The organism is Nocardiopsis coralliicola (assembly GCF_054779695.1).
Genome location: NZ_BAAGXT010000026.1, coordinates 63,106 through 85,479, shown reverse-complemented (window position 1 = coordinate 85,479; position 22,374 = coordinate 63,106). Strand labels below are relative to the sequence as shown.

Sequence of the window (22,374 nt, the reverse complement as noted above, 5' to 3'; positions counted from 1 at the left end):
GGCGCGACCGGAACGGCGTGCTCCGTGCAGGCGCGGCCTGGCCGGGAGCGGCCGGCTGCGGTGGGGCGTGCTGCCGGCGGCCGCCGCCGGCTCTGGCCGGTGGCGTGCGGCCGTGGCAGCGCGCGCCCGGGTACCGGCGGCGGCCCTGCTCTCCGGAAGGGCGGTCGCGCGCTGCCGAGAGGCCCCGCCCGGCGCGGCCGGCCCGCGGACCCAGGCGGGCCCGCTCAGCCGGTCGCGGCCAGGGCGTCGGCGTACCAGCCGGGCCGGCCGGCGAGCTCGGCGTGGGTGCCGTGCTGGACGACCCGTCCGCCGACCACGACGGCGATCCGGTCGACCCGGTCGAGCCCGGCCAGGTCGTGCGTGATGAGCAGTGTGGTCCGGTCGGCCGCGGCGTCGAGCAGGTCGGCGGCGACGGCGTCGCGGGTCTCGGCGTCCAGGTGCGCGGTCGGCTCGTCGAGGACCAGCAGGCGGGGGTCGGCCAGCAGCGCCCGGGCCAGCGCCAGCCGCTGCCGCATGCCGCCGCTGAACCGCGTCCCGTGCACGCCGACCTCGGTGTCCAGCCCTTCCGGCAGCCGCCGCACCTCCGCAGCCAGCCGGGCGCGCTCCAGCGCCGCCCACAGGTCGTCCTCGGCCGCCTCGGGCCGGGCCAGCCGCAGGTTCTCCCGGACCGTGCTGGTGAAGATGTGCGGGTCCTGCGGCACACCGCTCACGATGCTGCGGGCGCCGTCCCGCTCCAGCGCGGTGATGTCGGTCCCGTCCAGCAGCACCGTGCCCGCGTCGGGGTCGCGGAACCGGAAGACCACCGACGCCAGCGTCGACTTGCCGGCGCCGCTCGGGCCGATCACCGCGACGGTCGCGCCGTCCGGTACGTCGAGGTCGAGCCCGCGCAGCGCCCACGGCTCCGCGGGGCCGTACCGGACCCGCAGGCCGCGCACCTGCAGCCGCATCGGAGAGCGCGCCGGCACCGGCGCCGGTTCGGCCGGCTCGGCCACCCGCGGCGGCGTGTCGAGCACGCCGAACAGCCGCTCGCCGGCCGCGCGCATCGCGCCGAGCCGGGCGGCGACCGCCGGCAGCGGCGCGGCGATCTCGAAGGCCGCCAGCACCGTCAGCACCACCACGGCCAGCGGTACCGCTTCGAGCGCGCCCCGCTCCACCGCTGCCACGCCGAGCAGCAGCGCACCCCAGACCGAGAGTCCGGTGACCAGGGCGGTCGCGCCAGCGCCCAGGCCGAGCAGCCCGGCGTCGCGGCGCGCCTGCCGGGTGAGCTCGGCATCGGCCTGCTCCACGCGGGCGACCGCGCGCTCCATCGCCCCGTAGGCGATCAGGTCCGGCGCGCCGTGCAGGGTGTCGACCAGCGCGGTGGACAGCTCGGCGCGCGCTGCCGCCTGCCGCCGGCCCGGACCGCGGCCCAGAGCCGCCGCGGCGAGCGGCACCGCGACGCCGGCCAGCAGGAGCCCGGCGGCGAGCACGGCACCGCCCGGCGCGAACAGAGCCGTGCACACCGCCACCGCGGCGCTGCCGGTCAGCAGCGCGGCCAGCGGCGGGGTGAGTCCGCGGATCAGCAGGTCCTGGGTCGACTCGGTGTCGTTGACCAGCCGGGACACCAGGTCGCCGGAGCGGAACCGGCGGACCGGCTCGGTTGCCGCCAGCCGCTCGTAGACCCGCACCCGCACGTCGGCCAGGGTGCGGAACGCGGCGTCGTGGGTGGTGATCCGCTCCAGGTAGCGGGTGAGGCCGCGGGAGACTCCGAGCGCGCGCGTGGCGACGATCGCCACGCTCAGCGCGGTGATCGGCGGGTGCTGTGCGGCCATCGCCAGCAGCCAGGCGGCCACGCTGAGCAGCGCGACGCCGGCCGCGGTGGCGGCGGCGCCCAGCACGATGCCGAGGGCGAACCGGGCACTGCGCGGCCGGGCCAGCAGGACCATCCGGGCCAGCGGATCCCGGCCGGGGCGCCCCTCCGGTCCGTAGGCGCCGCCGGCCGGCGGGGGCACGGGGCCCTCCGGGTGCGGGGCCGGTGCTGCGGACTCCGTCATCGGACCCCCTCCGCCGCGGGTGCGGGCAGTTCCACCACGTCGTCGACCACCGACGACCAGCCGGTGTCGTGCGCGGCGACCAGGGCGGTGCGGCCCTCCAGGAGCCGGGCGGCCGCGCGGCGCACCGCGGCGGCGCTCTCCGGGTCGAGGTGCGCGGTCGGCTCGTCCAGCAGAACCAGCGGCGCGTCCCGCAGGAGCGCGCGGGCCAGGGCGATCCGCTGCCGCTGGCCCGCCGAGAGCCGGGCGCCCCGCTCGCCGATCGGGGTCGCGTACCCCTGCGGCAGGTCGGCGATGAAGCCGTCCGCCTCGGCGCGCTGCGCTGCCCGGCGGACCGCGGCGTCGTCCGCGTCGGGCGCGCCGAGCCGGATGTTGCCGGCGACGGTGTCGTCGAACAGGTACGGGTGCTGGGAGACCCACGCGATCCGGCGCCGCCACACGTCGGGGTCGACCGCGTCCAGGTCGATGCTGTCCAGGTCCGCTGGGCCGCCGGAGCCGGCGTCCCCGCGCCGCGGAACGAGCGCGGCGATCCGGCCGCTGCTCGGCGCCTGGAAGCGCAGCAGCAGGTGCAGCAGCGACGACTTGCCCGAACCGCTCGGCCCGGAGAGCAGCACCGCCCGGCCGGGCGGCACGGCGAGGTCGATGCCGTCCAGCGCCGGCCGGTCGCGCCCCGGATAGGTGAGGCCCACTCCGGACAGCTCGATGCCGATCCGGCCGGCACTGCTGATGCGCTGCCCGGCCGCGTCCGGGCCGGCGGCGGCTGCACCGCCACCGGCAGAACCGGCGCCCCGGCTGTCCGGACCGGGAGCGGCGCCCGCGGCGCTGGCGGCGGCACCGGCTGCAGCGGCAGCGGCTGCAGCGGCGGCGCCGGACGCCTGCAGCGGATGCCGGTCGATCTCGGTGAACACCTGCTCGGCGGCTGCCACGCCCTCCATGCTCGCGTGGAACCGGGCGCCCACCTCGCGGAGCGGCAGGTAGGCCTCGGGCGCGAGGATGAGCACCAGCAGCGCCGTCCGGTAGTCGAGGTGGCCGTACATCAGCCGGATGCCGACCTCCACGGCGACCAGCGCGACGGCGAGCGTCGCCACCAGTTCCAGCACGAACGCCGAGAGGAACGCGATCCGCAGCGTCGCCATCGTGCTGCGCCGCTGCTCGTCGGTGACCCGGCGGATGATGGCGGCCTGGGCCTTGGCGCGGCGGAACACCGCCAGCGTCGGCAGGCCCTCGACGACGTCGAGGAAGTGCCCGCCGAGCCGGTTCAGCAGCCGCCACCGGCGCTGGGTGCGCGCCTGGGTGTGCATGCCGACGAGCGCCATGAAGACCGGGATGAGCGGCACCGTGACCCCGATGACCACGGCGGAGATCCAGTCCGCGCCCGCCACGACGGCGAGCACGGCGACGGGGACGAGCACGGCCAGCACGAGTTGCGGGAGATACCGGGCGAAGTAGTCATCCAGCGCGTCGAGGCCACGCGTGGCGAGTGTGGCCAGTTCGCCGGCCGTGCCCGTCGGGGCGGCTCCGCCGGGCCCTGACGCCCCGGCGGATCCGTCCGGGGGTGGCGAAGCCCCCGGTGCACCGCCCACCTGCGCTCCCGCCCCGGTGACGTGGGCGATGAGGCGGCGGCGGAGCTGTGACTTGGCGTTTGCCGCGGAGCGCAGCGCCATGGCTTCCGCGGCGTAGGAGAGGACTGCGCGGGCGAGCGCCACCGCGGCGACACCGCCGATGAGCCCCGCGACGGCGCCCGCTGCGGCGCCGCCGGCGGCGCCGGCGATCGCACCGGAGAGCAGCCAGGCCTGGAGCAGCACCAGGCCCGTCGTCGCCAGGCCTGCGGCGGCCGTGACGGCCAGGTGCACCCGGACGGCCTGCGCCGTCCGCACCAGGCGCGGATCGAGGGGACGCATCGCCAAGCCTGCGGTCCTTTCCTGTCGGGGCCGTCCGGGACATGCCGGGGCGGACGGCCGGGCTGCTGCGGGGGAGCAGCGCGTACCGGTCAGCCGCCGGCCGGGGCCGGCTCCTCCGGGCCGCTGCCGTAGTCGGGCTCGGGCTCGATCTGCTCCTGGGTCACCCGCTTGCGGAAGACCCAGTAGGTCCACGCCTGGTAGCCGAGCACCACCGGAAGGAAGACCACGGCGACCCAGGTCATGACGGTGAGGGTGTACGGCGCCGAGGAGGCGTTCTGCACGGTCAGGCTGAAGGCCGGGTCGATGGTCGAAGGCAGCACGTCGGGAAAGAGCACGGAGAAGAGCGCGACCGTGGCGGTGCCGATCGACACGGCGGTGGCCGCGAACGCCCATCCTTCCCGGTGCACCAGGGTGAGCAGTACCCCGGCGATGAGTGCGGCGGCGGCGATGGCCACGATCGGCCAGGTCCACGGCGCGCCGTGGGCGAGCTGCGTCCACAGCAGGAACGCGGCCCCGGCCGGCACGGCCACCGCGGCGGTCCACAGCGCGGCGGTGCGGGCGCGCTCGCGCACCGGTCCGCCCGTCTTCAGGCTCAGGAACACCGCACCGTGCAGGGTGAACAGGCTCAGCGTGGTCACCCCGCCGAGCAGCGCGTAGGGGTTGAGCAGGTGCAGCAGCCCGGCGTGCAGGATCTCGTCTCCGTCGACCGGAACGCCGCGCACGATGTTGGCGAACGCCACGCCCCAGAGGAACGCCGGGACCACGCTGCCCCAGAACAGCGCCCGGTCCCACCAGGCGCGCCACCGGTCGGTGTCGCCCTTGGCGCGGTACTCGAAGGCGACGCCGCGCACGATGAGCGCCAGCAGGATCAGCAGCAGCGGCAGGTAGAACCCGCTGAAGACGGTGGCGTACCAGGCGGGGAACGCGGCGAACATCGCGCCGCCCGCGGTGATCAGCCACACCTCGTTGCCGTCCCAGACCGGGCCGATGGAGTTGATCATGACGCGGCGGTCGACGTTGCGCCGCCCGATCACCGGGAGCAGTGCGCCGACGCCGAAGTCGAAGCCCTCCAGGATGAAGTAGCCGGTCCACAGGACCGCGATGGCGATGAACCAGACGGTTGCGAGATCCATGGGTGCGGCGGCCTCTCAAGACGATGCGGACGGGGCGGGCGGGGCGGCGGGCTCAGTAGGCGAACGAGGGGACCGGGCTGTCGGAGCCGTCGCCGCCGTCGTCCGGCTCGGGGACCACGTGCGCGGGTCCGGCCTTGATGTAGCGCCAGAGCAGGCCCGCCTCGACCACCGCCAGTACGCCGTAGATGAGCGTGAACATGGCGAGGGAGAAGGCGACGTGCCCCAGGCTCACCCCGGGCGAGACGCTGTGCGCGGTGAGCAGTTCGCCGTGCACGGTCCACGGCTGGCGGCCCATCTCGGTGAGGAGCCAGCCGCAGATGTTCGCCGCGAGCGCCGCCGGCAGGGACACGATCGCGGCGTAGTAGAACCAGCGCGTCCGCGGCAGCCGCTGCTTGCGGGTCAGCAGCAGCCCGAGCGCGGAGACGGCGACGCCGAACAGGCCCAGGCCGATCATCAGGCGGAACGACCAGTACAGGACGAAGACGTTGGGGATGTAGTCGACCGCGCCGTACTCGGAGTAGGTCTGCTCGTACTCCGCCTGGAGGTCGTTCATCCCCTCCACGGTCCCGTCGATGGTGCCGGTCGCCAGGAAGCTCAGCACCCGCGGGATGGTGAAGTCGACGACGTTGGTCCGGTTCTCGGTGTCGCCCACCGCGAAGGTGGAGAAGTCGGCCCCGTCCTCGGTGTTCCACAGCGCCTCGGCGGCGGCGAGCTTCATCGGCTCGTACTGCGCGGCGAGCTTGGCCTGGTGGTCGCCGGAGACGATCACCACGAGGCCGGAGATGAGCGTGACGATCAGGCCGGCCCGCAGCGTCTTGCGGAACAGCTCGCGGTCGCCGGGAGGCGGGGCCGCTCCCCGCGTGCCGGTGTCGCCGTGGTGCTGGTTGCGCCAGAGCTTGAAGGCGCTCACCGCGACCACGAAGAGCCCGGCGGTGATGAACGCGGCGGAGACCACGTGCAGGAAGGTCGACCACGCCTGCACGTTCGAGAGCACGGCCCAGATGCTGGTCAGCTCGGTGCGCCCGGACTCGGGGTTGACCTCGAAGCCGACCGGGTTCCGCATCCAGGCGTTCGCCGCGAGGATGAAGTAGGCGGAGAGGTTGGTGCCGATCGCGGCCAGCCAGATGCAGGCCAGGTGCACCAGGCGCGGCAGCTTGTCCCAGCCGAAGATCCACAGCCCGATGAAGGTCGACTCCAGGAAGAACGCGAGCAGCGCCTCCATGGCCAGCGGTGCGCCGAAGACGTCGCCGACGAAGCGCGAGTACTCGCTCCAGTTCATGCCGAACTGGAACTCCTGCACGATCCCGGTCACCACGCCCATGGCGAAGTTGATCAGGAACAGCTTCCCGAAGAACTTGGTCGCCCGCAGGTACTCGTGCTTGCCGGTCCGGTACCAGGCGGTCTGCAGGGCGGCGACGATGACCGACAGGCCGATGGTGAGGGGGACGAACAGGAAGTGGTAGACGGTCGTGATGCCGAACTGCCACCGCGCCAGGTCTAGTGCTTCCATGTGTCCTCCCCGGGTGCCGAACGGACCGCAATGAGCCGACGATCCGTAGTACTACGAACTGTAGTGCTACGCCCTGTCGTTGATCCACCGGGTGGGGGCGTGTGCTGCGTCGCCGGTGCCGCCGGGTGGTTGCGCCTTCGGGGGAGGCTACGCCGCCCGCACGCGCCGCCATGTAGCGACGCGCAAAGCTTTCACCAGGAGGGATGTCGGCATTGGGGGCGGCGGTGGCGGCCGGCGGGGCGTCCGGACGGGCGGTGCCGGACGGGCCTGCCGGGCGCCGCGGTGTGAGGGGGAACACGGCCGCGGCGGCGGGCGGACCGCCCGGCCGGGGGAGGGGCGCGCGGTGCCGGGAGCGGTGCCCGGCGTCAGAACTCGCCGTCGGGCAGCGGCTCCAGGGTGGCGGTGATGGCCTCGCTCACCGCGTTCAGCCCCTGGGCGGGCGGAGTGTAGGACGGCGGGATGGACAGCTCGACGTAGGCCTGATAGCCCATCGCCGTGTACATCGTGGGGTCGTCGGCGGGCTCGGGGAGCCACGCAACCTCGTCCACCACGGTCAGCTGGGAGTCCGGCTGGTAGGCGTCCGGGCGCTCCACCCCGCAGCGCAGCGCCACTGCGGGGTCGCCCCAGGCGGCGGTGAGCGGCGAATCGGGGCGGGTTTCGGCGCGCTCCTCGTCGAACAGCGTCTCCGGAAGGGCGCCGGCGAGCTTCTCGCAGGCCGCCGCGACCGATTCGTCCGGCTCGGGCACGGGCACCTCGACGCCGCCGGTGCAGCCCGCAGCCGCCAGGGCCAGCGCTGCCAGCGCGGCGGCGGGTGCGGCGGCCGCTGGACGGTGCATACGCCCTCGCTCAGATCTGCACGATCGGACAGGTCAGCGTGCGCGCGACGCCGTCCAGCTGCTGGATGGTGGCGACCACGAGGCGGCCCAGCGCATCGATGTCGGCCGCCTCGGCGTGCACGATCACATCGTAGGGTCCGGTGACGTCGTCGGCGCGGGTGACACCGTCGATCGACCGGACCCGGCCGAGGAGGTCGCCCGCCCGACCCGCATCGGTCTGCACCAGAACATAGGCCTGTACCACTGGGAACCTCCCGGAGAGCGTCGGAGCCGGAGCGGCGGTGCCGCGGCGGCCGGGACCGCGATCCTCCCCGCGAGGAGGTCTGGACCACTGCGTCGGAGAGGTAACCGTACCCTGGACCCCGTGGGAAGCACCATTGGGGACCTCGGTGAATTCGGCCTGATCGCGCGCATCGCGGCGGGCGCCCCGTCGACCGCTGACGTCTTGCTCGGGCCCGGCGACGACGCGGCGCTCGTTGCCGCGGCCGACGGGCGCGTGGTGGCGACCGTGGACGTGCTCGTCGAGGACGTGCACTTCCGCCGCGACTGGTCCGGGCCCGGCGACGTCGGCCGCAAGGCCGTCGCGCAGAACTGCGCCGACATCGCCGCCATGGGGGCGCGCCCCACCGGCCTGCTGATCGGCCTCTCCGTGCCGGCGGACCTGCCCGCCGCCTGGGTGGAGGACTTCACCGCCGGGCTGCGCACCGAGTGCGCCCGGGCCGGTGCCGGTGTCGCCGGCGGCGACACCGTGCGCGCGGAGAAGATCGCGATCGCGGTGACCGCGCTGGGCACGCTGGACGGCGGTACCGAGGTGCGCCGGGACGGCGCCCGCCCCGGGGACACCGTGGCCGTCGCCGGCCCGCTGGGCCTCTCCGCCGCCGGATACGCCCTGCTCCGGGCCGGCGCCACCGGAGCCCAGGCTGCCGCCGCCGGTGCGTCGGCGGCGCTCGCCGAGCACCGCTGCCCCTCGCCGCCCTACGCGGCCGGGCCCGCCGCCGCCCGCGCCGGGGCGCGCGCCATGCTCGACGTCAGCGACGGCCTGCTGCAGGACCTCGGCCACATCGCCGCGGCCTCCGGAGTCGCCCTCGACCTCGACCCCGGCGCCCTCATCCCCCCGGACGGGCTGGCCGCGGCGGTGGACCTGCTGGCCGCCGTGGACGCGGACCCGGATCCCGGGCCCGCGCGCAGCCCGCGCGACTACATGCTGTCCGGCGGCGAAGACCACGCCCTGGCCGCCGTCTTCCCGCCCGGTGCGGCGCTGCCCGGCGGCTGGACCCCGATCGGAACGGCCCGCCCCGGGTCCGGCGTCACGGTCGCCGGCCGCCCGCCCGCCGCGGCCGGATGGAACCACTTCGGCTGACGCCGTCCCGCCGCCTCCGGCCGGCCGCGGGACGCGTGCGGGAGGAGGGGCGCACGGGGTGCGTGCCCCGGCCGCTGCGGCTGTGTCCACCGAAGGCTTGCGGGAGTCGGGCCAACGGGGTAAACCACGCTAAGCTGTCGCCCCGTACCGCATCTGCACGCCGACGGTGCGGGCGGTCCGCGAGCGGCGACGGAAGGCGTTCTATGGGGCACTCCGAGCGAGCCGGCAAGGCTCGGCGCGGTGCGCACCGGTCCGAGCCCGAGCATTCCGGCCCCCTCGCCACCGTGGGCCACATGCTGGAGAGCACCGTTCCCAAGCGGGTGCAGCCGCCGCGCCTGCTCAACGTGTTCATGATCTCCGCCGTGACGCTCACCGCAGTCCTCTTCGGCTACAGCACCACGCAGATCTACCTGCGCTTCAGCGAGCCGCCGGTGGAGCACGGCAGCGCGCCCCCGCCCAGCGCCTCCAGCGAGCCCGGCGCGGCACCCGACGGCGCCACCGGCGAGGCCGATCCCGGAGTGGACTCGCCCCGCGCCGGCGCAGAGGGCGCCGGCGCAGCGCGGATCAACTACTCCACCGTCGAGGAGTCCACGGCGGGCTTCACCGGCGAGATCACGCTCACCAACACCAGCGGCGAAGAGATGGCCGGCTGGGAGCTCGTGCTCGGGTTCAGCGGCGCGACGGTCACCGCCGTGTGGGACGTGGACTGGGAGGCGACCGAGAACGGCGTCGTCGCCCGCCAGCCGGCCGATACCGAGGGCATCCCCCCCGGCGACTCGGTCATCGTCGGTTTCACCGCGGAAGGCGCGCCGCAGGAGCCCGAGACGTGCACGCTCAACGGAGCGCCCTGCACGCTGTAGCCGGCCGCGGGCCCGCTCCGGCCGGATCCTTCACGCGGAAAACAGCAGCGCCGCGCGGCCCGTCGGGGCTGCGCGGCGCTCGGTGCGGCCGGGCGGTGCGGCTCAGTGGTCGACCTTGCCCGCCTTGATGCACGAGGTGCACACGTTCAGGCGCTTGGGCGTGCCGCCCTGCTTGGTGCGCACGGTCTGGATGTTGGGGTTCCAGCGGCGGCGGGTGCGGCGGTGCGAGTGGGAGACACTGTTACCGAACCCTGGGCCCTTGCCGCAGACGTCGCAGACGGAAGCCACGGTAACTCCATTCAAGCGCTCGGGCCCGCGGGCAGGTGTGTGCCGGACGCGTGCAGCGTCGACCCGAGAGAGGTCTGATGATCAGGCAGGTCGGCGCTGGGCGCCAACCGTGGAAGCGTACCGGAACCCCGGGCCATCCGCTAAACGGAGCTGACGGGCAAACGGCAACGCTCCGACAAGTATAACCGCGTCCCCGACTGCCGGTGCCGTTGCTGCTGGAAGGTCCGGGGTGTGGGGTGGCGGGGGCGCCAACCGTGCGGTGTTGCATGCCGGAACCCCGGGCCATCCGCTAAACGGAGCTGACGGGCAAACGGCAACGCTCCGACAAGTATGACCGCGTCCCCGACTGCCGGTGCCGTTGCTGCTGGAAGGTCCGGGGTGTGGGGTGGCGGGGGCGCCAACCGTGCGGTGTTGCATGCCGGAACCCCGGGCCATCCGCTAAACGGAGCTGACGGCGGCGGCATGGCGAGTGGAGCCGGGTGCTCGGCTGCCGGTGCCGTTGCTGCTGGAAGGTCCGGGTTGCGGGGTGGCGGGGAGCCGCGTCCCTGACTGCCGGTGCCGGTGCCGGTGCCGCTGGAGGCGGGGGGCGGAGGCACCGGCCGCAGGGGAGGGCGGAAGATTCGCCGCGTGCTGCCCGGATGCTGCGGCGGGCGCGCGCTGGTCGGCGGGGCGCTCTACGGTGGACAGCGCGGCGGCCCGCCGGGCCGGCGCGGCCGGCCGGTGCACGAGGAGGGGTCAGCAGTGCTCAGGTGGGACGAACCGCTGCGCACGTCGCAGGGCGGGGCGGCGGCCAAGAAGCTCGCCGCCGAGCTGGATCTGCACACCGCCGGCGACCTGCTGCGGTATTACCCGCGGCGGTACGCCCAGCGCGGCGAGCTGACCGACCTCGCCGCGCTCGCCGAGGGCGAGCAGGCGACCATGCTCGCCGAGGTGCTCAGCGCCAACCGGCGCGAGCTCCGCGGCGGCCGCGGGCGGCCGCGCAGCCTCCTCGAGGTCGTCATCACCGACGGGACCGGGCGGCTCACGCTGGCGTTCTTCCACAACACCGGCTACCACCTCAAGGAGCTCCGGCCCGGCCGCCGCGGAATGTTCGCCGGCAAGGTCTCCGCCTACCGCGGCAAGAAGCAGCTCGCCCATCCCGTCTACGAGATGCTGCCCGACGACCCCGGCGACGGCGGCGCCGAGCAGCGCGCCCAGACCTTCGCCGACCGGCCCATCCCCATCTATCCGGCCACCAAGGGCCTGTCCTCGATGGACATCGCGCGCTGCGTCGGCACCCTGCTCGGCCCGCGCGGCACCGGGCCCGACGTCGCCGAGCCGCTCCCCGCCGAGCTGCGCGAGCGGCACCGGCTGACCGGGCTCGGCGCGGCCCTGGAGAAGATCCACCGGCCCGACGAGGCCGCCGAGATCGGGCCGGCCCGGCGGCGGCTCAAGTGGGATGAGGCGTTCGTCCTGCAGCTCGCGCTCGCCCAGCGCCGCCGGTCCGCCGAGGAGCTCCCCGCCCGCCCGCGGCCGGCCGTGCAGGGCGGCCTGCTCGACGCGTTCGACGCCCGCCTGCCGTTCCCGCTCACCGACGGGCAGCGCGACGTCGGCGCCGACCTCGCCGCCGGCCTGGACTCCCGGCATCCGATGCACCGGCTGCTCCAGGGCGACGTCGGCGCGGGGAAGACCGTCGTCGCCCTGCGCGCCATGCTGCAGACCGCCGACGCCGGCGGCCAGGCGGTCCTGCTCGCGCCCACCGAGGTCCTCGCCCAGCAGCACCACCGGTCCATCACCGCGCTGCTGGGCCCGCTCGCCGAGGAGGGCAGGATCGGCGCCGCCGAGCACGCCACCCGCGTCGCCCTGCTCACCGGCTCCCAGGGGGCGGCCGCGCGCCGCGAGGCGCTGCTGGAGGCGGCCTCCGGCCAGGCCGGCATCGTGGTGGGCACCCACGCCCTGCTGCAGGAGCACGTGTCATTCGCCGACCTGGGCCTGGTGGTCGTCGACGAGCAGCACCGGTTCGGTGTCGAGCAGCGCGACGCCCTGCGCGAGAAGGCCGCCGACGGGCGGCCGCACGTGCTGGTGATGACCGCCACGCCCATCCCGCGGACCGTCGCCATGACCGTCTACGGCGACCTCGACGTCGTCGCGCTGCGCCAGCTGCCCACCGGCCGCGCGCCCATCGCCACCCACGTCGTGCCCGCCCTGGAGAAGCCGCACTACCTCAGCCGGGCTTGGGAGCGGGTCCGCGAAGAGGTGGAGCAGGGCCGCCGCGCCTACGTGGTCTGCCCGCGGATCGGCGGGGACGGCGGGGACGCCGCCGACGACGAGGCCCCCGCCGGCGGCGGGGACCCGGACGGCGCCGCCGCCCCGCGCCCGCCGCTGGCGGTGCTCGACGTCGCCGCCGAACTCGCCGAGGGCCCGCTGGCCGGGCTGAGGATGGCCGCGCTGCACGGCCGGATGCCCGCCGAGGAGAAGGAGGCCGTGATGCGCCGCTTCGCCGACGGCGAGGTCGACGTGCTCGTCGCCACCACGGTGATCGAGGTCGGCGTCGACGTGCCGGAGGCCTCGGTGATGGCGGTGCTGGACGCCGACCGGTTCGGTGTCTCCCAGCTCCACCAGCTCCGCGGCCGGGTCGGCCGGGGGTCCCTGCCCGGCCTGTGCTTCCTGGTGACCGAGGCCGATCCGGGCACGCCGGCCCGCGAGCGGCTGGACGCCGTCGCCGCCACCACCGACGGCTTCGAGCTCTCCCGGGTCGACCTGGAGCAGCGCCGCGAGGGCGACGTGCTCGGCGGCGCCCAGTCCGGCCGCCGCTCCTCGCTGCGGCTGCTCCAGCTGCTGCGCGACGAGGACCTGATCAGCCAGGCGCGCGACGAGGCCACCGCGCTCGTCAGCACCGACCCCGGCCTCGACGGCCACCCCGGACTGGCCGCGGAGCTCGCCGCGCTCGTCGCCCAGGACCAGGCCGAATACCTCGACAAGGCCTGACGCGGCCCGTGGCGCCCACCGCCGGACACCCGGCTGACCCCGCTGACCCGCCGCAGCGGCGGGCCGGCGGGCCTGCGCCGCGGGGCCGGTAGCGTTTGGGCCCATGAGCCGCATCATCGCCGGAACCGCTGGGGGCCGCCGGATCTCGGCCCCCGGCGGCCGCACCACGCGCCCTACCAGCGACCGCGCCCGCGAGGCCCTGTTCGCCTCCGTCGTCAGCGCGCTGGGCGGCCTGGACGGTGCGCGGGTGCTCGACCTGTTCGCCGGCTCCGGTGCGATCGGCCTGGAGGCGCTGTCCCGTGGCGCCGCCCACGCGCTGCTGGTGGAGAGCGACCGCTCCGCCGCCGCCGTCATCCGCCGCAACATCGCCGCGCTGGGGCTGGACGGCGCGGAGCTCGCCGCGGCCCGCGCCGAGCGCATCGTCGAGCGCGGCCCCCAGGGCGGCCGCTACGACCTCGCCGTCGCCGATCCGCCCTACGCGCTTGCCGACGGCGCCGTGCGCGCCCTGCTCGAAGGGCTGCGCGACCGGGGCTGGCTCGCCCCCGGCGCCCTGGTGGTGGTGGAGCGCGCCGCGCGCGGCGGCGACCACGTGTGGCCCGCCGGGTTCACCGGGGAGAGGGTGCGCAAGTACGGCGAAGCGGCCCTTTGGTACGGTCGCGCCGATTAGCCTGTGCGCCGCCCGGGCCCGCCGCGCAGTCCGGTCCGAAGGCGCCGCCGCGCAGTCCGCGGACGCCGCCGGAGCGTGAACGGCGCGGGCCGGGGCACAGGGCCAGTAGGGGCACCGCGCCGCAGCCCGCGGCGCGCGGGCCAGCACGCACGGGCGGCGCCTGAGCCGCCCGCGCCGGGGAAAGGAGCGCGGCCGTGCGCCGAGTCGTCTGCTCCGGGTCCTTCGACCCGGTCACCAACGGGCACATCGACATCATCGGGCGCGCCGCGCGCCAGTACGACGAGGTCGTTGTCGCGGTGCTGAACAACGTCAACAAGAAGGGCCTGTTCAGCGTCGACGAGAAGCTGGAGATGCTCACCGAGTGCACCGGCGGCATCGGCAACGTGTCGGTCGCGACCTTCGACGGCCTGCTGGTCGACTTCTGCCGCGCCAACGGCGTCGACATGATCGTGCGCAGCCTCCGCTCGGTCAGCGACTTCGACTACGAGCTGCAGATCGCCCAGATGAACTACCGGCTGTCCGGCGTCGAGACGATGTTCATGACCGCCAACCCGCAGTACTCCTTCCTCAGCTCCAGCCTGGTGAAGGAGGTCGCCCAGTACGGCGGCGACGTGAGCAGCCTCGTCGCGCCGTACGTGGAGGAGCGCCTGCGGGAGAAGTACGGCACATCCGGCGGCTGACCGGGCAGCGGCGGCCCAGCCGCCCGGGCCCGCGCCGGGGCGCCGCGGTGGCGCCTGATTTGGGGATGACCTGCCGTGATCGGTAGGATCGCCGTTCGGCGGTGTGCGCGCTCGCGCGCCCGCCTCTGCAGACGCACCCCGGCCCGTCGGGCCGCAGCACGGAAAGCGCGATCACTCTGACTCGTCTCGACCCCCGCTCCCCGTTCGTGGTGGACACACGTGCGCTGGGGCGCCAGCCCGGCTCCATGCGGACCGCCCAGCGCGTGGTCCCCGCGCCGTCCGCGCTCGCGGTCGGCACCGCCAGCGTGCCCGAGGGGTCCGAGCTCTCCCTCGACTTCCGGATGGAGGCCGTGATGGAGGGCGTCCTGGTGACCGGGACCGTCGAGGCCGTCTACCAGGGCGAGTGCGCGCGCTGCCTGGACGCCGTCGCGCACGCCTTCGACGCCGGCTTCCAGGAGCTCTTCCGCTACCCCGACGAGGACTTCCGCGGCCGCCCCGAGGAGCCCGCGGACGACGGGGACGGCGAAGAGGACTACTATCTTGAGGGAGACCTGCTCGATCTCGAGCAGGTCGTCCGCGACGCGACCGTGCTCGCGTTGCCGCTCTCGCCGCTGTGCCAGGACGACTGCCCTGGCCTGTGCGCCGAGTGCGGAGTGAAACTCGCCGAGGCCGGTGCGGACCACGGCCACGGCGAGCGCGTCGATCCCCGGTGGGAGGCGCTGCGGAAGCTGGGCGGCCCGTCCGGCGACGCTTGAGTTCGCGCCCGGTGGTTCCTGCCTTTCGCCCGCGGTGGGCGGAGCGCCGCCGTCGGAGCATGGTCCCCGTGCCAGCGGGGGCGACCCGGTAACCGATCTCCCGCGCCCGCGGGGGTGACCCCAGGAGGATTGAAGTGGCCGTCCCGAAGCGGAAGATGTCGCGGAGCAACACCCGCATGCGCCGTTCGCAGTGGAAGGCGTCGCGCCCGTCGCTGGTGAACTGCCCGCGCTGCCGCGACCCGAAGCTCCCGCACACCGCGTGCCCGACCTGCGGCACCTACAACAACCGCCAGGTCGTCAACCCGGCCTGAGCCGCAGCGGCTGACAGCAGAGCGGTGCGCGCCGCCCGGTACGGGCGGCACCGTGTGCGCGGAGGGCCCTGTATTCGGATCACACCGAGTGCAGGGCCCTCCGGCGTACCCGGGCCGGCCTGCGGCCGCATCCCGGGAGCCGGACCTCCCGCGGGCCGGCCGGGCCGATCCCGCATATGCTGGAGCCGAGCCGATCCCGGATCGTCCCGAGGCCGCGGTGGCCGCCGGTGGCGGAGGACCCGACCACGTCTCTCTGCTCGGCAGCAGCGACGGCCACCACGTCTTCGACGGACACCGGTCGGCCGGCCGTGGCGTCCGCGCGCTCCCCGCCGGGGAGGCCGCGCGTCCGCCTCAGACCAGGGAGTGCGACCAGTGGCCTTTCAGATCAGTGCGGCGGAGGCGAAGGAGTTCCACCGGGCGGTCGGCGTCGAGATCAGCGCCGACGTGCTCGCGCGGGCGCTGACCCACCGCTCCTACGCCTACGAGAAGGGCGGCCTGCCCACCAACGAGCGCCTGGAGTTCCTCGGCGACTCGGTGCTCGGCCTCATCGTCACCGACACCCTCTTCCGCAAGCATCCCGACCTGCCCGAGGGCCAGCTGGCGAAGCTGCGCGCCGCGGTGGTCAACATGCGAGCGCTCGCCGATGTCGCCCGCGGCCTCGGCATCGGCCGGTTCATCCGGCTGGGCCGCGGCGAGGAGGGCACCGGAGGCCGGGACAAGTCCTCCATCCTCGCCGACACCCTGGAAGCGGTCATCGGCGCGGTCTACCTGGACCGCGGCCTGGACACCGCCTCCGACATGGTGCACCGGCTGTTCGACCCGCTCATCGCCACCGCCTCCGGCCTCGGCGCCGGCCTCGACTGGAAGACGTCGCTGCAGGAGCTCACCGCCTCCGAGCTGCTCGGGGTTCCCGAGTACCACGTGGACGAGAGCGGCCCCGACCACCAGAAGACGTTCCGGGCCACGGTCCGGGTCGCCGACACCGACTACGGAGCCGGCGAGGGGCGCAGCAAGAAGGAGGCCGAGCAGCAGGCCGCCGAATCCGCATGGAAGGCGATCTCGGCCCGCGCCGAGGGGCGGGCCGCCGCGGGCGGCGGGCCCGGCGCCGGCGCACCGAAGGGCGGCTGAGCCGTGCCCGAGCTTCCCGAGGTGGAGGTCGTACGGGGCGGGCTGGAGCGGTGGATCGTGGGCCGCCCGTTCGGCGCCGCCGAAGTGCTGCACCCCCGGTCGATCCGCCGCTACGCCCCCGGCGCCGCCGACTTCGCCGCCCGGATCTCCGGACGCACCGCATCCGGCGCGGACCGGCGCGGCAAGTACCTGTGGCTCACCCTCGACTCCGGCGACGCGCTCCTGGCGCACCTGGGGATGAGCGGCCAGCTCCTGGTCCAGCCCGCGGAGCGCGCTGCTGAGCGCCACCTGCGGGTGCGGATCGGCGTGCCCGGCGACGGCAGCGAGCTCCGCTTCGTCGACCAGCGCACCTTCGGCCACCTCATGGTCGCGCCGCTGGTACCCGGCAGGGGCGGCGGCACCGTGCCCGAACCGGTGGCGCACATCGCGCCCGACCCGCTCGACCCGGTCTTCGACGACGCCGGGTTCGCGGCGGCGCTGCGGCGGCGCCGCACCGAGGTCAAGCGGGCGCTGCTCGACCAGTCGCTGATCAGCGGGATCGGCAACATCTACGCCGACGAGGCGCTGTGGCGCGCACGGCTGCACGGCACCCGGAGCGCGTCGGGGCTGGGCGCCGGGCAGGTCGCCGACCTGCTCGGGCACGTCCGCGCCGTGCTGCGGGCGTCCCTCGCCGAGGGCGGCACCACCTTCGACGGCCTCTATGTCAACGTCAACGGGGAGAGCGGCTACTTCGCGCGCGGCCTGGACGCCTACGGCCGCGCCGACGAGCCGTGCGGCCGGTGCGGTACGCCGATCCGCCGGGAGTCCTTCATGAACCGCTCGTCGTTCAGCTGCCCGCGCTGCCAGCCGCGCCCGCGCACCCGCTCCGCCCCGCCGCCCGTGCGGCGGGTGTGACGCAGGGGGAGCCCGGGAACAAGGGCACCGCGGCCGGGGCCAGTGCGGCGCGGGCGAGGGCCCACTGCGGTAGAGAGCGGGCCGCGGCCGGAAGGAGAGCAGTGCAGGAACGTGCGGAACAGCAGCAGGAGCGCGGCGGCGTGCGGCTGAACGCCTGGGTCCGCGGGCGCGTGCAGGGGGTCGGCTTCCGCTGGTGGACGCGGGCCCGGGCGCTGGAGCTCGGCCTCACCGGCGCGGCGACCAACCTCGCCGACGGCCGCGTCGAGGTGGTGGCCGAAGGCCCTGCCGACGCCTGCGCGGAACTGGTCGGCCTGCTGCGCGGCGGCACCGCGCCCGGCCGGGTCGACTCGGTGGTGGAGCGCTGGGGCGACGACCGCGGCGCCTTTGCCACCTTCTCGGAGCGGTGAACGGGCGCTGATCCGCGCGGCGCCCGGCACTGCGGCCGGCGCGCCGTCTCCGCGCGCGGTGCCGCGACGCGCGGAGGGGAGATTTTGCAGGTCAGTGCGGTCTTCCGTGGTCCGGCTCCGCTTCCCGTGCCGGTCCGGCAGTGTGCCGCCGCCCACCGAACCCACCCTAGAGCGCCGGCGGGCGGGTACTCTGGAACGGTGACGCGGCACGGACCGCGCACCGCCCCGACCGGACACCGGCGGGGGAGGGTGGCGCATCCCGTTCCGTGCGCAGTGTCCTGTCCAGGTCACTGTGCGATCACCGACAGTATCTACCAACCTTGACCGGTGGCGTCCGCGGTGAGACTCTGGTAAGCAGACCGCGCTCTTCTTGCCCCACGGGCCGGGCCCAGTTCCCGCCGGTGGCTCACGCGCGTGTGAACCTCATCTGGTCACTCACTGTGGAGGACCCACATCATGGCGAAGGCTCTGTTCGGCCACGTCGGCGGTCCTGACCCTCGAATGGTTCAGGAGATGCGGCGGCTGCAGAAGCGAGTACGCGACCTTGAGGCGGAAGTCGGCCGCCTGCAGGACAGCAACGACCGCCTCTCCGAGGCCGTCGCCGAGGTCGCCGTCGGCACCGCCGACCGCGAACCCGCTCTGGCCTGACCGCGGCGGCCGCGGGCGCCGGCGGATGCACACGCCGGCGCAGGCCGCCCGCCCAGCAGGCTCCGCCGGGGCAGAAGCCGCGGCGATCCGCACACACCGCGGGCCCGCACCGGTCCCGCGCAGCCGCTGTCCGGCACTCGGAGTGAGCGGGCCCCCGTCTGCAGCAGCCGCACGGCTGCGCGCTGCCGGCGTGCCCGCTGCGGTGCGGCTCGCCCGCCGGCTGCCGCGTCCCGACCGGCCCCTACCCGCACACCCCCCGATCTGAAACCCCCCGTTCCGCCCCCCTGCTGACCGGACCGCGCGGCCGGGCACCCGTGCCGCCGCAGGTCCGCGGCTGGCGCGCCGCGCCCGTTCGGGCTGCCGGGGTGCCCAGACCATGGCACCCTTGTCCCGTCGGACGCACCGAGAAGGGGGCCGGGCGTGTACCTGAAGAACCTCACGCTGCGCGGATTCAAGTCCTTCGCGTCGGCCACCACGCTCCGCCTCGAGCCGGGCATCACCTGCGTCGTCGGGCCCAACGGGTCCGGCAAGTCCAACGTGGTGGACGCCCTGGCCTGGGTGATGGGCGAGCAGGGCGCGAAGAGCCTGCGCGGCGGCAAGATGGAGGACGTGATCTTCGCGGGCACGTCCTCCCGCGCCGCGCTGGGCCGGGCCGAGGTGTCGCTCACCATCGACAACTCCGACGGTGCCCTGCCGATCGACTACACCGAGGTCACCATCCGGCGGACCATGTTCCGCAACGGCGGCTCGGAGTACGCCATCAACGGCGATACCTGCCGGCTCCTCGACATCCAGGACCTGCTCAGCGACTCCGGAATCGGCCGCGAGATGCACGTCATCGTCGGCCAGGGCCAGTTGGACACCGTCCTGCACGCCGGCCCCGAGGAGCGGCGCGCCCTCATCGAGGAGGCCGCCGGCATCCTCAAGCACCGCAAGCGCAAGGAGAAGGCGCTGCGCAAGCTGGACGCGATGCAGGGCAACCTCGACCGCGTCACCGACCTCACCTCCGAGCTGCGCCGCCAGCTCAAGCCGCTGGGCCGCCAGGCCGAGCTGGCGCGGCGCGCCGCGGTGATCCAGGCCGACCTGCGGGACGCGCGGCTGCGGCTGCTCGCCGACGACATCGCCACCCTCACCGAGGAGCTCGGCAAGGAGGAGGCCGACGAGGCCGACGTCCGCCGCCGCCGGGAGGCGGCGGAGCGCTCCCTGGCCGAGGCCCAGCAGCGGGAGAGCGCCCTGGAGGAGGCCGCCGCGGCCACCGCGCCCGCCCTTGCCCGGGCGCAGGACGCCTACCACGCGCTGTCCCGGCTCAAGGAGCGCTTCGACGGTGTCGCCGGGCTCGCCGCCGAGCGGCACCGCAATCTCGCGGCCGATCCCGGGGAGCAGAGCCGCGGCCGCGACCCCGAAGCTCTGGAGGCGGAGGCCGAGGAGGCCGCTGCCCAGGAGGAGGAGCTCGGGCTCCGCCTCGACGAGGCCCGCAGCGGCCTGGAGGAGTCGGTCGCCGCGCGGCGCGCCGCCGAGTCCGCCCTGGAGGGGGAGGAGCGCCGGATCTCCGCGGCGGCCCGCGCCGCCGCCGACCGGCGCGAGGGCCTGGTCAAACTGCAGGGCTCGGTGGAGAGCCTGCGCAGCCGGCTGTCGGCCAGCGAGGCTGAGGTGGAGCGGCTGGAGCAGGCCGCCGCCGAGGCGCGCGAGCGCGCCGAGGCCGCTGCGGCCGAGCACGAGGAGGCTGCGGCCGCCGCCGACGGGCTGGAGAGCGGCGACGCCGAGCTCGGGGCCGCCGCGGAGGACGCCCGCGCCGAGCTGGAGGCGGTCGAGGCCGAACTGGGCCGGATCCGCGACGCCGAGCGCACCGCCGAGCGGGAGCGCGCCTCGCACGCCGCCCGCAAGGAGGCCCTGGAGCTGGGACTGGAGCGCCGCGACGGGGCCGCCGCCCTGCTGGACGGCGGTGCGGCCGGCGTCCTCGGCTCGATGACCGACCTGCTCGCCGTCGAGTCCGGATACGAGACCGCGGTCGCCGCGGCGCTCGGTGCGGCGGCCGACGCGGTCGCCGTCACCGGCCAGGACAGCGCGGCCGCCGCGCTGCAGGCGCTCAAGGAGACCGGCGCCGGCAAGGCCGGCCTGGTCGTCGCCGCCGAGGCGGCCGCCACCGGGACCGGGCCGCGCGAGAGCTGGCCCGCGCCGCCCGGCGGTCTGCGGTACCTGCGCGACACCGTCACCGCGCCGGACTCCCTCGGGCCGGCGGTGACCGCGCTGCTGCACCGGGTCGTGCTCGTCTCCGGCGCCGCGGAGGCGCGCCGCGCCATCGACGCCGACCCAGCGCTGCGCTGTGTCGGCGCCGACGGCGACCTCTTCGGCCCGGTGCTGGTGTACGGCGGCTCCGCGTCCGCCCCGAGTCGGCTCGAGGTGCAGGCCGAGGTCGACGCGGCCGCCCAGCGCCTCGCCGAGGCCGAGGAGGCCGGGGCCCGCGCCGCCGAGGAGCTCGCGGCCGCGCAGGAGCGGCGCACTGCGGCCCGCGCCGCAGCCGACGAGCTGGACGCCCGCCGCCGCCAGGCCGACCGGGCCCGTCGGGAGGCCGCCCAGCGGCTCGGCGGCATCGCCGGGCAGTCGCGCGCCGCGTCCGCCGAGGCTGAGCGCTACGCCGCCGCGGCCGCCAAGGCCGCCGCCGGCCGCACCGCCGACCTGGAGAAGCTCTCCGGGCTGGAGGAGCGGCTCGCCGCAGCCGAGTCCGAGCCGGTCGAGGAGGAGCCCGACACCGGCATCCGCGACGAACTCGCGCGCGAGGCGGCCGAATCCCGCCAGGCCGAGACCGAGGCGCGGCTGGCCGTGCGCACCGCCGAGGAGCGGGCGCGCTCCGTCGCCGGACGCGCCGATGCGCTGCTGCGCGAAGCGGAGGAGGAGCGTGCGGCGCGCCGCCGGGCCGAGGAGGCCCGGCTGCGCCGCGCCGAGCAGTCCCGCACCGCCGCCGAGGTCGCCCGTGCCGCGCACGCCGCCCTCGACCGCATCGGCGCCTCCCTGGCCGATGCCGACGCGCGCCGCGCTGCGGCCGAGCAGCAGCGCGCCGAGCAGGACGCCGAGCTCAAGACGGTACGGGCGCGGGTCCGTGAACTCTCCGCCGACCTGGAGAAGCTGGTCAGCGTCGTGCACGGCAGCGAGGTCGCGCGGGCCGAGCGGAAGCTGCGCCTGGAGCAGATGCACACGCGCGCCACCGAGGAACTGGGCGTCGAGGTGCCGGTGCTGATCGCCGAGTACGGACCGCGGGTGCCGGTACCGCCGCCGGCCGGGGCGGAGGGCGAGGACGCCGTCCCGCTGCCCTACGTCCGCGAGGTGCAGCTCAAGCGCTTCAAGGAGGCAGAGAAGCAGCTCAACCGGCTCGGCAAGATCAATCCGCTGGCGCTGGAGGAGTTCGCCGCCCTGGAGGAGCGGCACTCTTTCCTCAACGCGCAGCTGGAGGACCTCAAGAAGACCCGCCGCGACCTGCTCACCGTCGTCAAGGAGGTCGACGACCGGGTGCAGGAGGTGTTCGGCGCCGCCTTCGCCGACGTGCAGCGCGAGTTCGAGCAGATCTTCGGCCGGCTGTTCCCCGGCGGCGAGGGACGGCTGGTGCTCACCGAGCCCGGCGACATGCTCGCCACCGGGGTCGAGGTGGAGGCGCGGCCGCCGGGCAAGAAGGTGAAGCGGCTGTCGCTGCTCTCCGGCGGCGAGCGCTCCCTCACGGCGGTGGCGTTCCTCGCCGCGATCTTCAAGGCCCGGCCGTCGCCGTTCTACGTGATGGACGAGGTCGAGGCCGCGCTCGACGACACCAACCTGCAGCGGCTGCTGCTGATCTTCGAGGAGCTGCGGGAGTCGTCCCAGCTCATCGTGATCACCCACCAGAAGCGGACGATGGAGGCCGGCGACGCGCTGTACGGCGTGACGATGCAGGGCGACGGCATCTCCCAGGTGATCAGCCAGAAGCTGGAGCGCGCCGCGAGCTGACCCGGCCGGCGCCGCCCGGCCGGCCCG

General features: G+C 75.3%; 19 protein-coding genes. 12 read left to right on the top strand and 7 right to left on the bottom strand.

Going from position 1 to position 22,374, the window contains the following annotated elements; translation table 11 throughout:
• Positions 1 to 224: 224 nt before the first annotated feature.
• The 6 genes from cydC to ACYVGT_RS18200 all read right to left on the bottom strand — a co-directional run bounded on the left by cydC (position 225) and on the right by ACYVGT_RS18200 (position 7,654).
• Positions 225 to 1,925: a thiol reductant ABC exporter subunit CydC gene (gene cydC / locus ACYVGT_RS18225; RefSeq protein WP_460859907.1), complete on the bottom strand. Its 1,701-nt coding sequence runs from the start codon at positions 1,923 to 1,925 to the stop codon at positions 225 to 227.
• A gap of 104 nt (positions 1,926 to 2,029) precedes the next feature.
• Positions 2,030 to 3,931, bottom strand: coding sequence for a thiol reductant ABC exporter subunit CydD (gene cydD / locus ACYVGT_RS18220; protein WP_460859904.1), 1,902 nt, complete (start codon positions 3,929 to 3,931; stop codon positions 2,030 to 2,032).
• Between the two features lie 89 nt (positions 3,932 to 4,020).
• Entirely contained in the window at positions 4,021 to 5,064 is a 1,044-nt protein-coding gene (gene cydB, locus ACYVGT_RS18215) for a cytochrome d ubiquinol oxidase subunit II (protein ID WP_460859893.1), read from the bottom strand.
• A gap of 52 nt (positions 5,065 to 5,116) precedes the next feature.
• A complete protein-coding gene (locus ACYVGT_RS18210) occupies positions 5,117 to 6,574 on the bottom strand; it encodes a cytochrome ubiquinol oxidase subunit I (RefSeq protein WP_460859891.1) in 1,458 nt (485 codons plus the stop codon).
• Positions 6,575 to 6,939: 365 nt separating this feature from the next.
• Positions 6,940 to 7,410: a DUF3515 domain-containing protein gene (locus ACYVGT_RS18205; protein WP_460859889.1), complete on the bottom strand. Its 471-nt coding sequence runs from the start codon at positions 7,408 to 7,410 to the stop codon at positions 6,940 to 6,942.
• 10 nt (positions 7,411 to 7,420) lie between these two features.
• A complete protein-coding gene (locus tag ACYVGT_RS18200; protein WP_460859887.1) occupies positions 7,421 to 7,654 on the bottom strand; it encodes an Lrp/AsnC family transcriptional regulator in 234 nt (77 codons plus the stop codon).
• 120 nt (positions 7,655 to 7,774) lie between these two features.
• Here ACYVGT_RS18200 and ACYVGT_RS18195 point away from each other — a divergent pair, with 120 nt between their 5' ends.
• Together ACYVGT_RS18195 and ACYVGT_RS18190 are read left to right on the top strand one after the other, a co-directional pair.
• Positions 7,775 to 8,770, top strand: a complete 996-nt coding sequence (locus ACYVGT_RS18195; protein ID WP_460859883.1) for a thiamine-phosphate kinase — start codon at positions 7,775 to 7,777, stop codon at positions 8,768 to 8,770.
• Positions 8,771 to 9,063: 293 nt separating this feature from the next.
• Positions 9,064 to 9,630, top strand: a complete 567-nt coding sequence (locus ACYVGT_RS18190; RefSeq protein ID WP_460859881.1) for a cellulose binding domain-containing protein — start codon at positions 9,064 to 9,066, stop codon at positions 9,628 to 9,630.
• Positions 9,631 to 9,732: 102 nt separating this feature from the next.
• Here the strand turns inward: ACYVGT_RS18190 and rpmB are convergent, their stop codons facing one another.
• Positions 9,733 to 9,918: a 50S ribosomal protein L28 gene (gene rpmB, locus ACYVGT_RS18185; protein WP_460859879.1), complete on the bottom strand. Its 186-nt coding sequence runs from the start codon at positions 9,916 to 9,918 to the stop codon at positions 9,733 to 9,735.
• A gap of 741 nt (positions 9,919 to 10,659) precedes the next feature.
• On the opposite strand from rpmB, the gene recG reads away from it, so the two are divergent.
• The 10 genes from recG (at position 10,660) to smc (ending at position 22,347) form a co-directional block, all read left to right on the top strand.
• Positions 10,660 to 12,885 carry an ATP-dependent DNA helicase RecG gene (gene recG / locus ACYVGT_RS18180; protein WP_460859878.1) on the top strand — a complete coding sequence of 742 codons (2,226 nt, stop codon included), beginning with the start codon at positions 10,660 to 10,662 and terminating at the stop codon, positions 12,883 to 12,885.
• Positions 12,886 to 12,988: 103 nt separating this feature from the next.
• On the top strand, positions 12,989 to 13,552 hold the full coding sequence (gene rsmD, locus ACYVGT_RS18175) for a 16S rRNA (guanine(966)-N(2))-methyltransferase RsmD (RefSeq protein WP_460859876.1): 564 nt from the start codon (positions 12,989 to 12,991) through the stop codon (positions 13,550 to 13,552).
• Positions 13,553 to 13,746: 194 nt separating this feature from the next.
• Positions 13,747 to 14,232 (top strand): pantetheine-phosphate adenylyltransferase, encoded by a 486-nt coding sequence (coaD, locus tag ACYVGT_RS18170; protein ID WP_460859875.1) that lies wholly within the window; start codon positions 13,747 to 13,749, stop codon positions 14,230 to 14,232.
• Between the two features lie 206 nt (positions 14,233 to 14,438).
• The gene (locus ACYVGT_RS18165) at positions 14,439 to 14,987 is read left to right on the top strand and encodes a YceD family protein (protein ID WP_460859873.1); all 549 of its coding nucleotides are present in this window, start codon (positions 14,439 to 14,441) and stop codon (positions 14,985 to 14,987) included.
• Positions 14,988 to 15,121: 134 nt separating this feature from the next.
• Positions 15,122 to 15,298, top strand: a complete 177-nt coding sequence (gene rpmF, locus ACYVGT_RS18160; protein ID WP_460859871.1) for a 50S ribosomal protein L32 — start codon at positions 15,122 to 15,124, stop codon at positions 15,296 to 15,298.
• 372 nt (positions 15,299 to 15,670) lie between these two features.
• On the top strand, positions 15,671 to 16,426 hold the full coding sequence (gene rnc, locus ACYVGT_RS18155) for a ribonuclease III (protein ID WP_460859869.1): 756 nt from the start codon (positions 15,671 to 15,673) through the stop codon (positions 16,424 to 16,426).
• 3 nt (positions 16,427 to 16,429) lie between these two features.
• Positions 16,430 to 17,320 (top strand): bifunctional DNA-formamidopyrimidine glycosylase/DNA-(apurinic or apyrimidinic site) lyase, encoded by an 891-nt coding sequence (gene mutM, locus ACYVGT_RS18150; RefSeq protein ID WP_460859867.1) that lies wholly within the window; start codon positions 16,430 to 16,432, stop codon positions 17,318 to 17,320.
• A gap of 140 nt (positions 17,321 to 17,460) precedes the next feature.
• Positions 17,461 to 17,727, top strand: a complete 267-nt coding sequence (locus ACYVGT_RS18145) for an acylphosphatase (protein ID WP_460859901.1) — start codon at positions 17,461 to 17,463, stop codon at positions 17,725 to 17,727.
• Between the two features lie 456 nt (positions 17,728 to 18,183).
• Positions 18,184 to 18,375, top strand: a complete 192-nt coding sequence (locus tag ACYVGT_RS18140; protein WP_460859865.1) for a hypothetical protein — start codon at positions 18,184 to 18,186, stop codon at positions 18,373 to 18,375.
• A gap of 420 nt (positions 18,376 to 18,795) precedes the next feature.
• Positions 18,796 to 22,347 carry a chromosome segregation protein SMC gene (gene smc, locus ACYVGT_RS18135; RefSeq protein ID WP_460859863.1) on the top strand — a complete coding sequence of 1,184 codons (3,552 nt, stop codon included), beginning with the start codon at positions 18,796 to 18,798 and terminating at the stop codon, positions 22,345 to 22,347.
• Positions 22,348 to 22,374 lie beyond the last annotated feature (27 nt).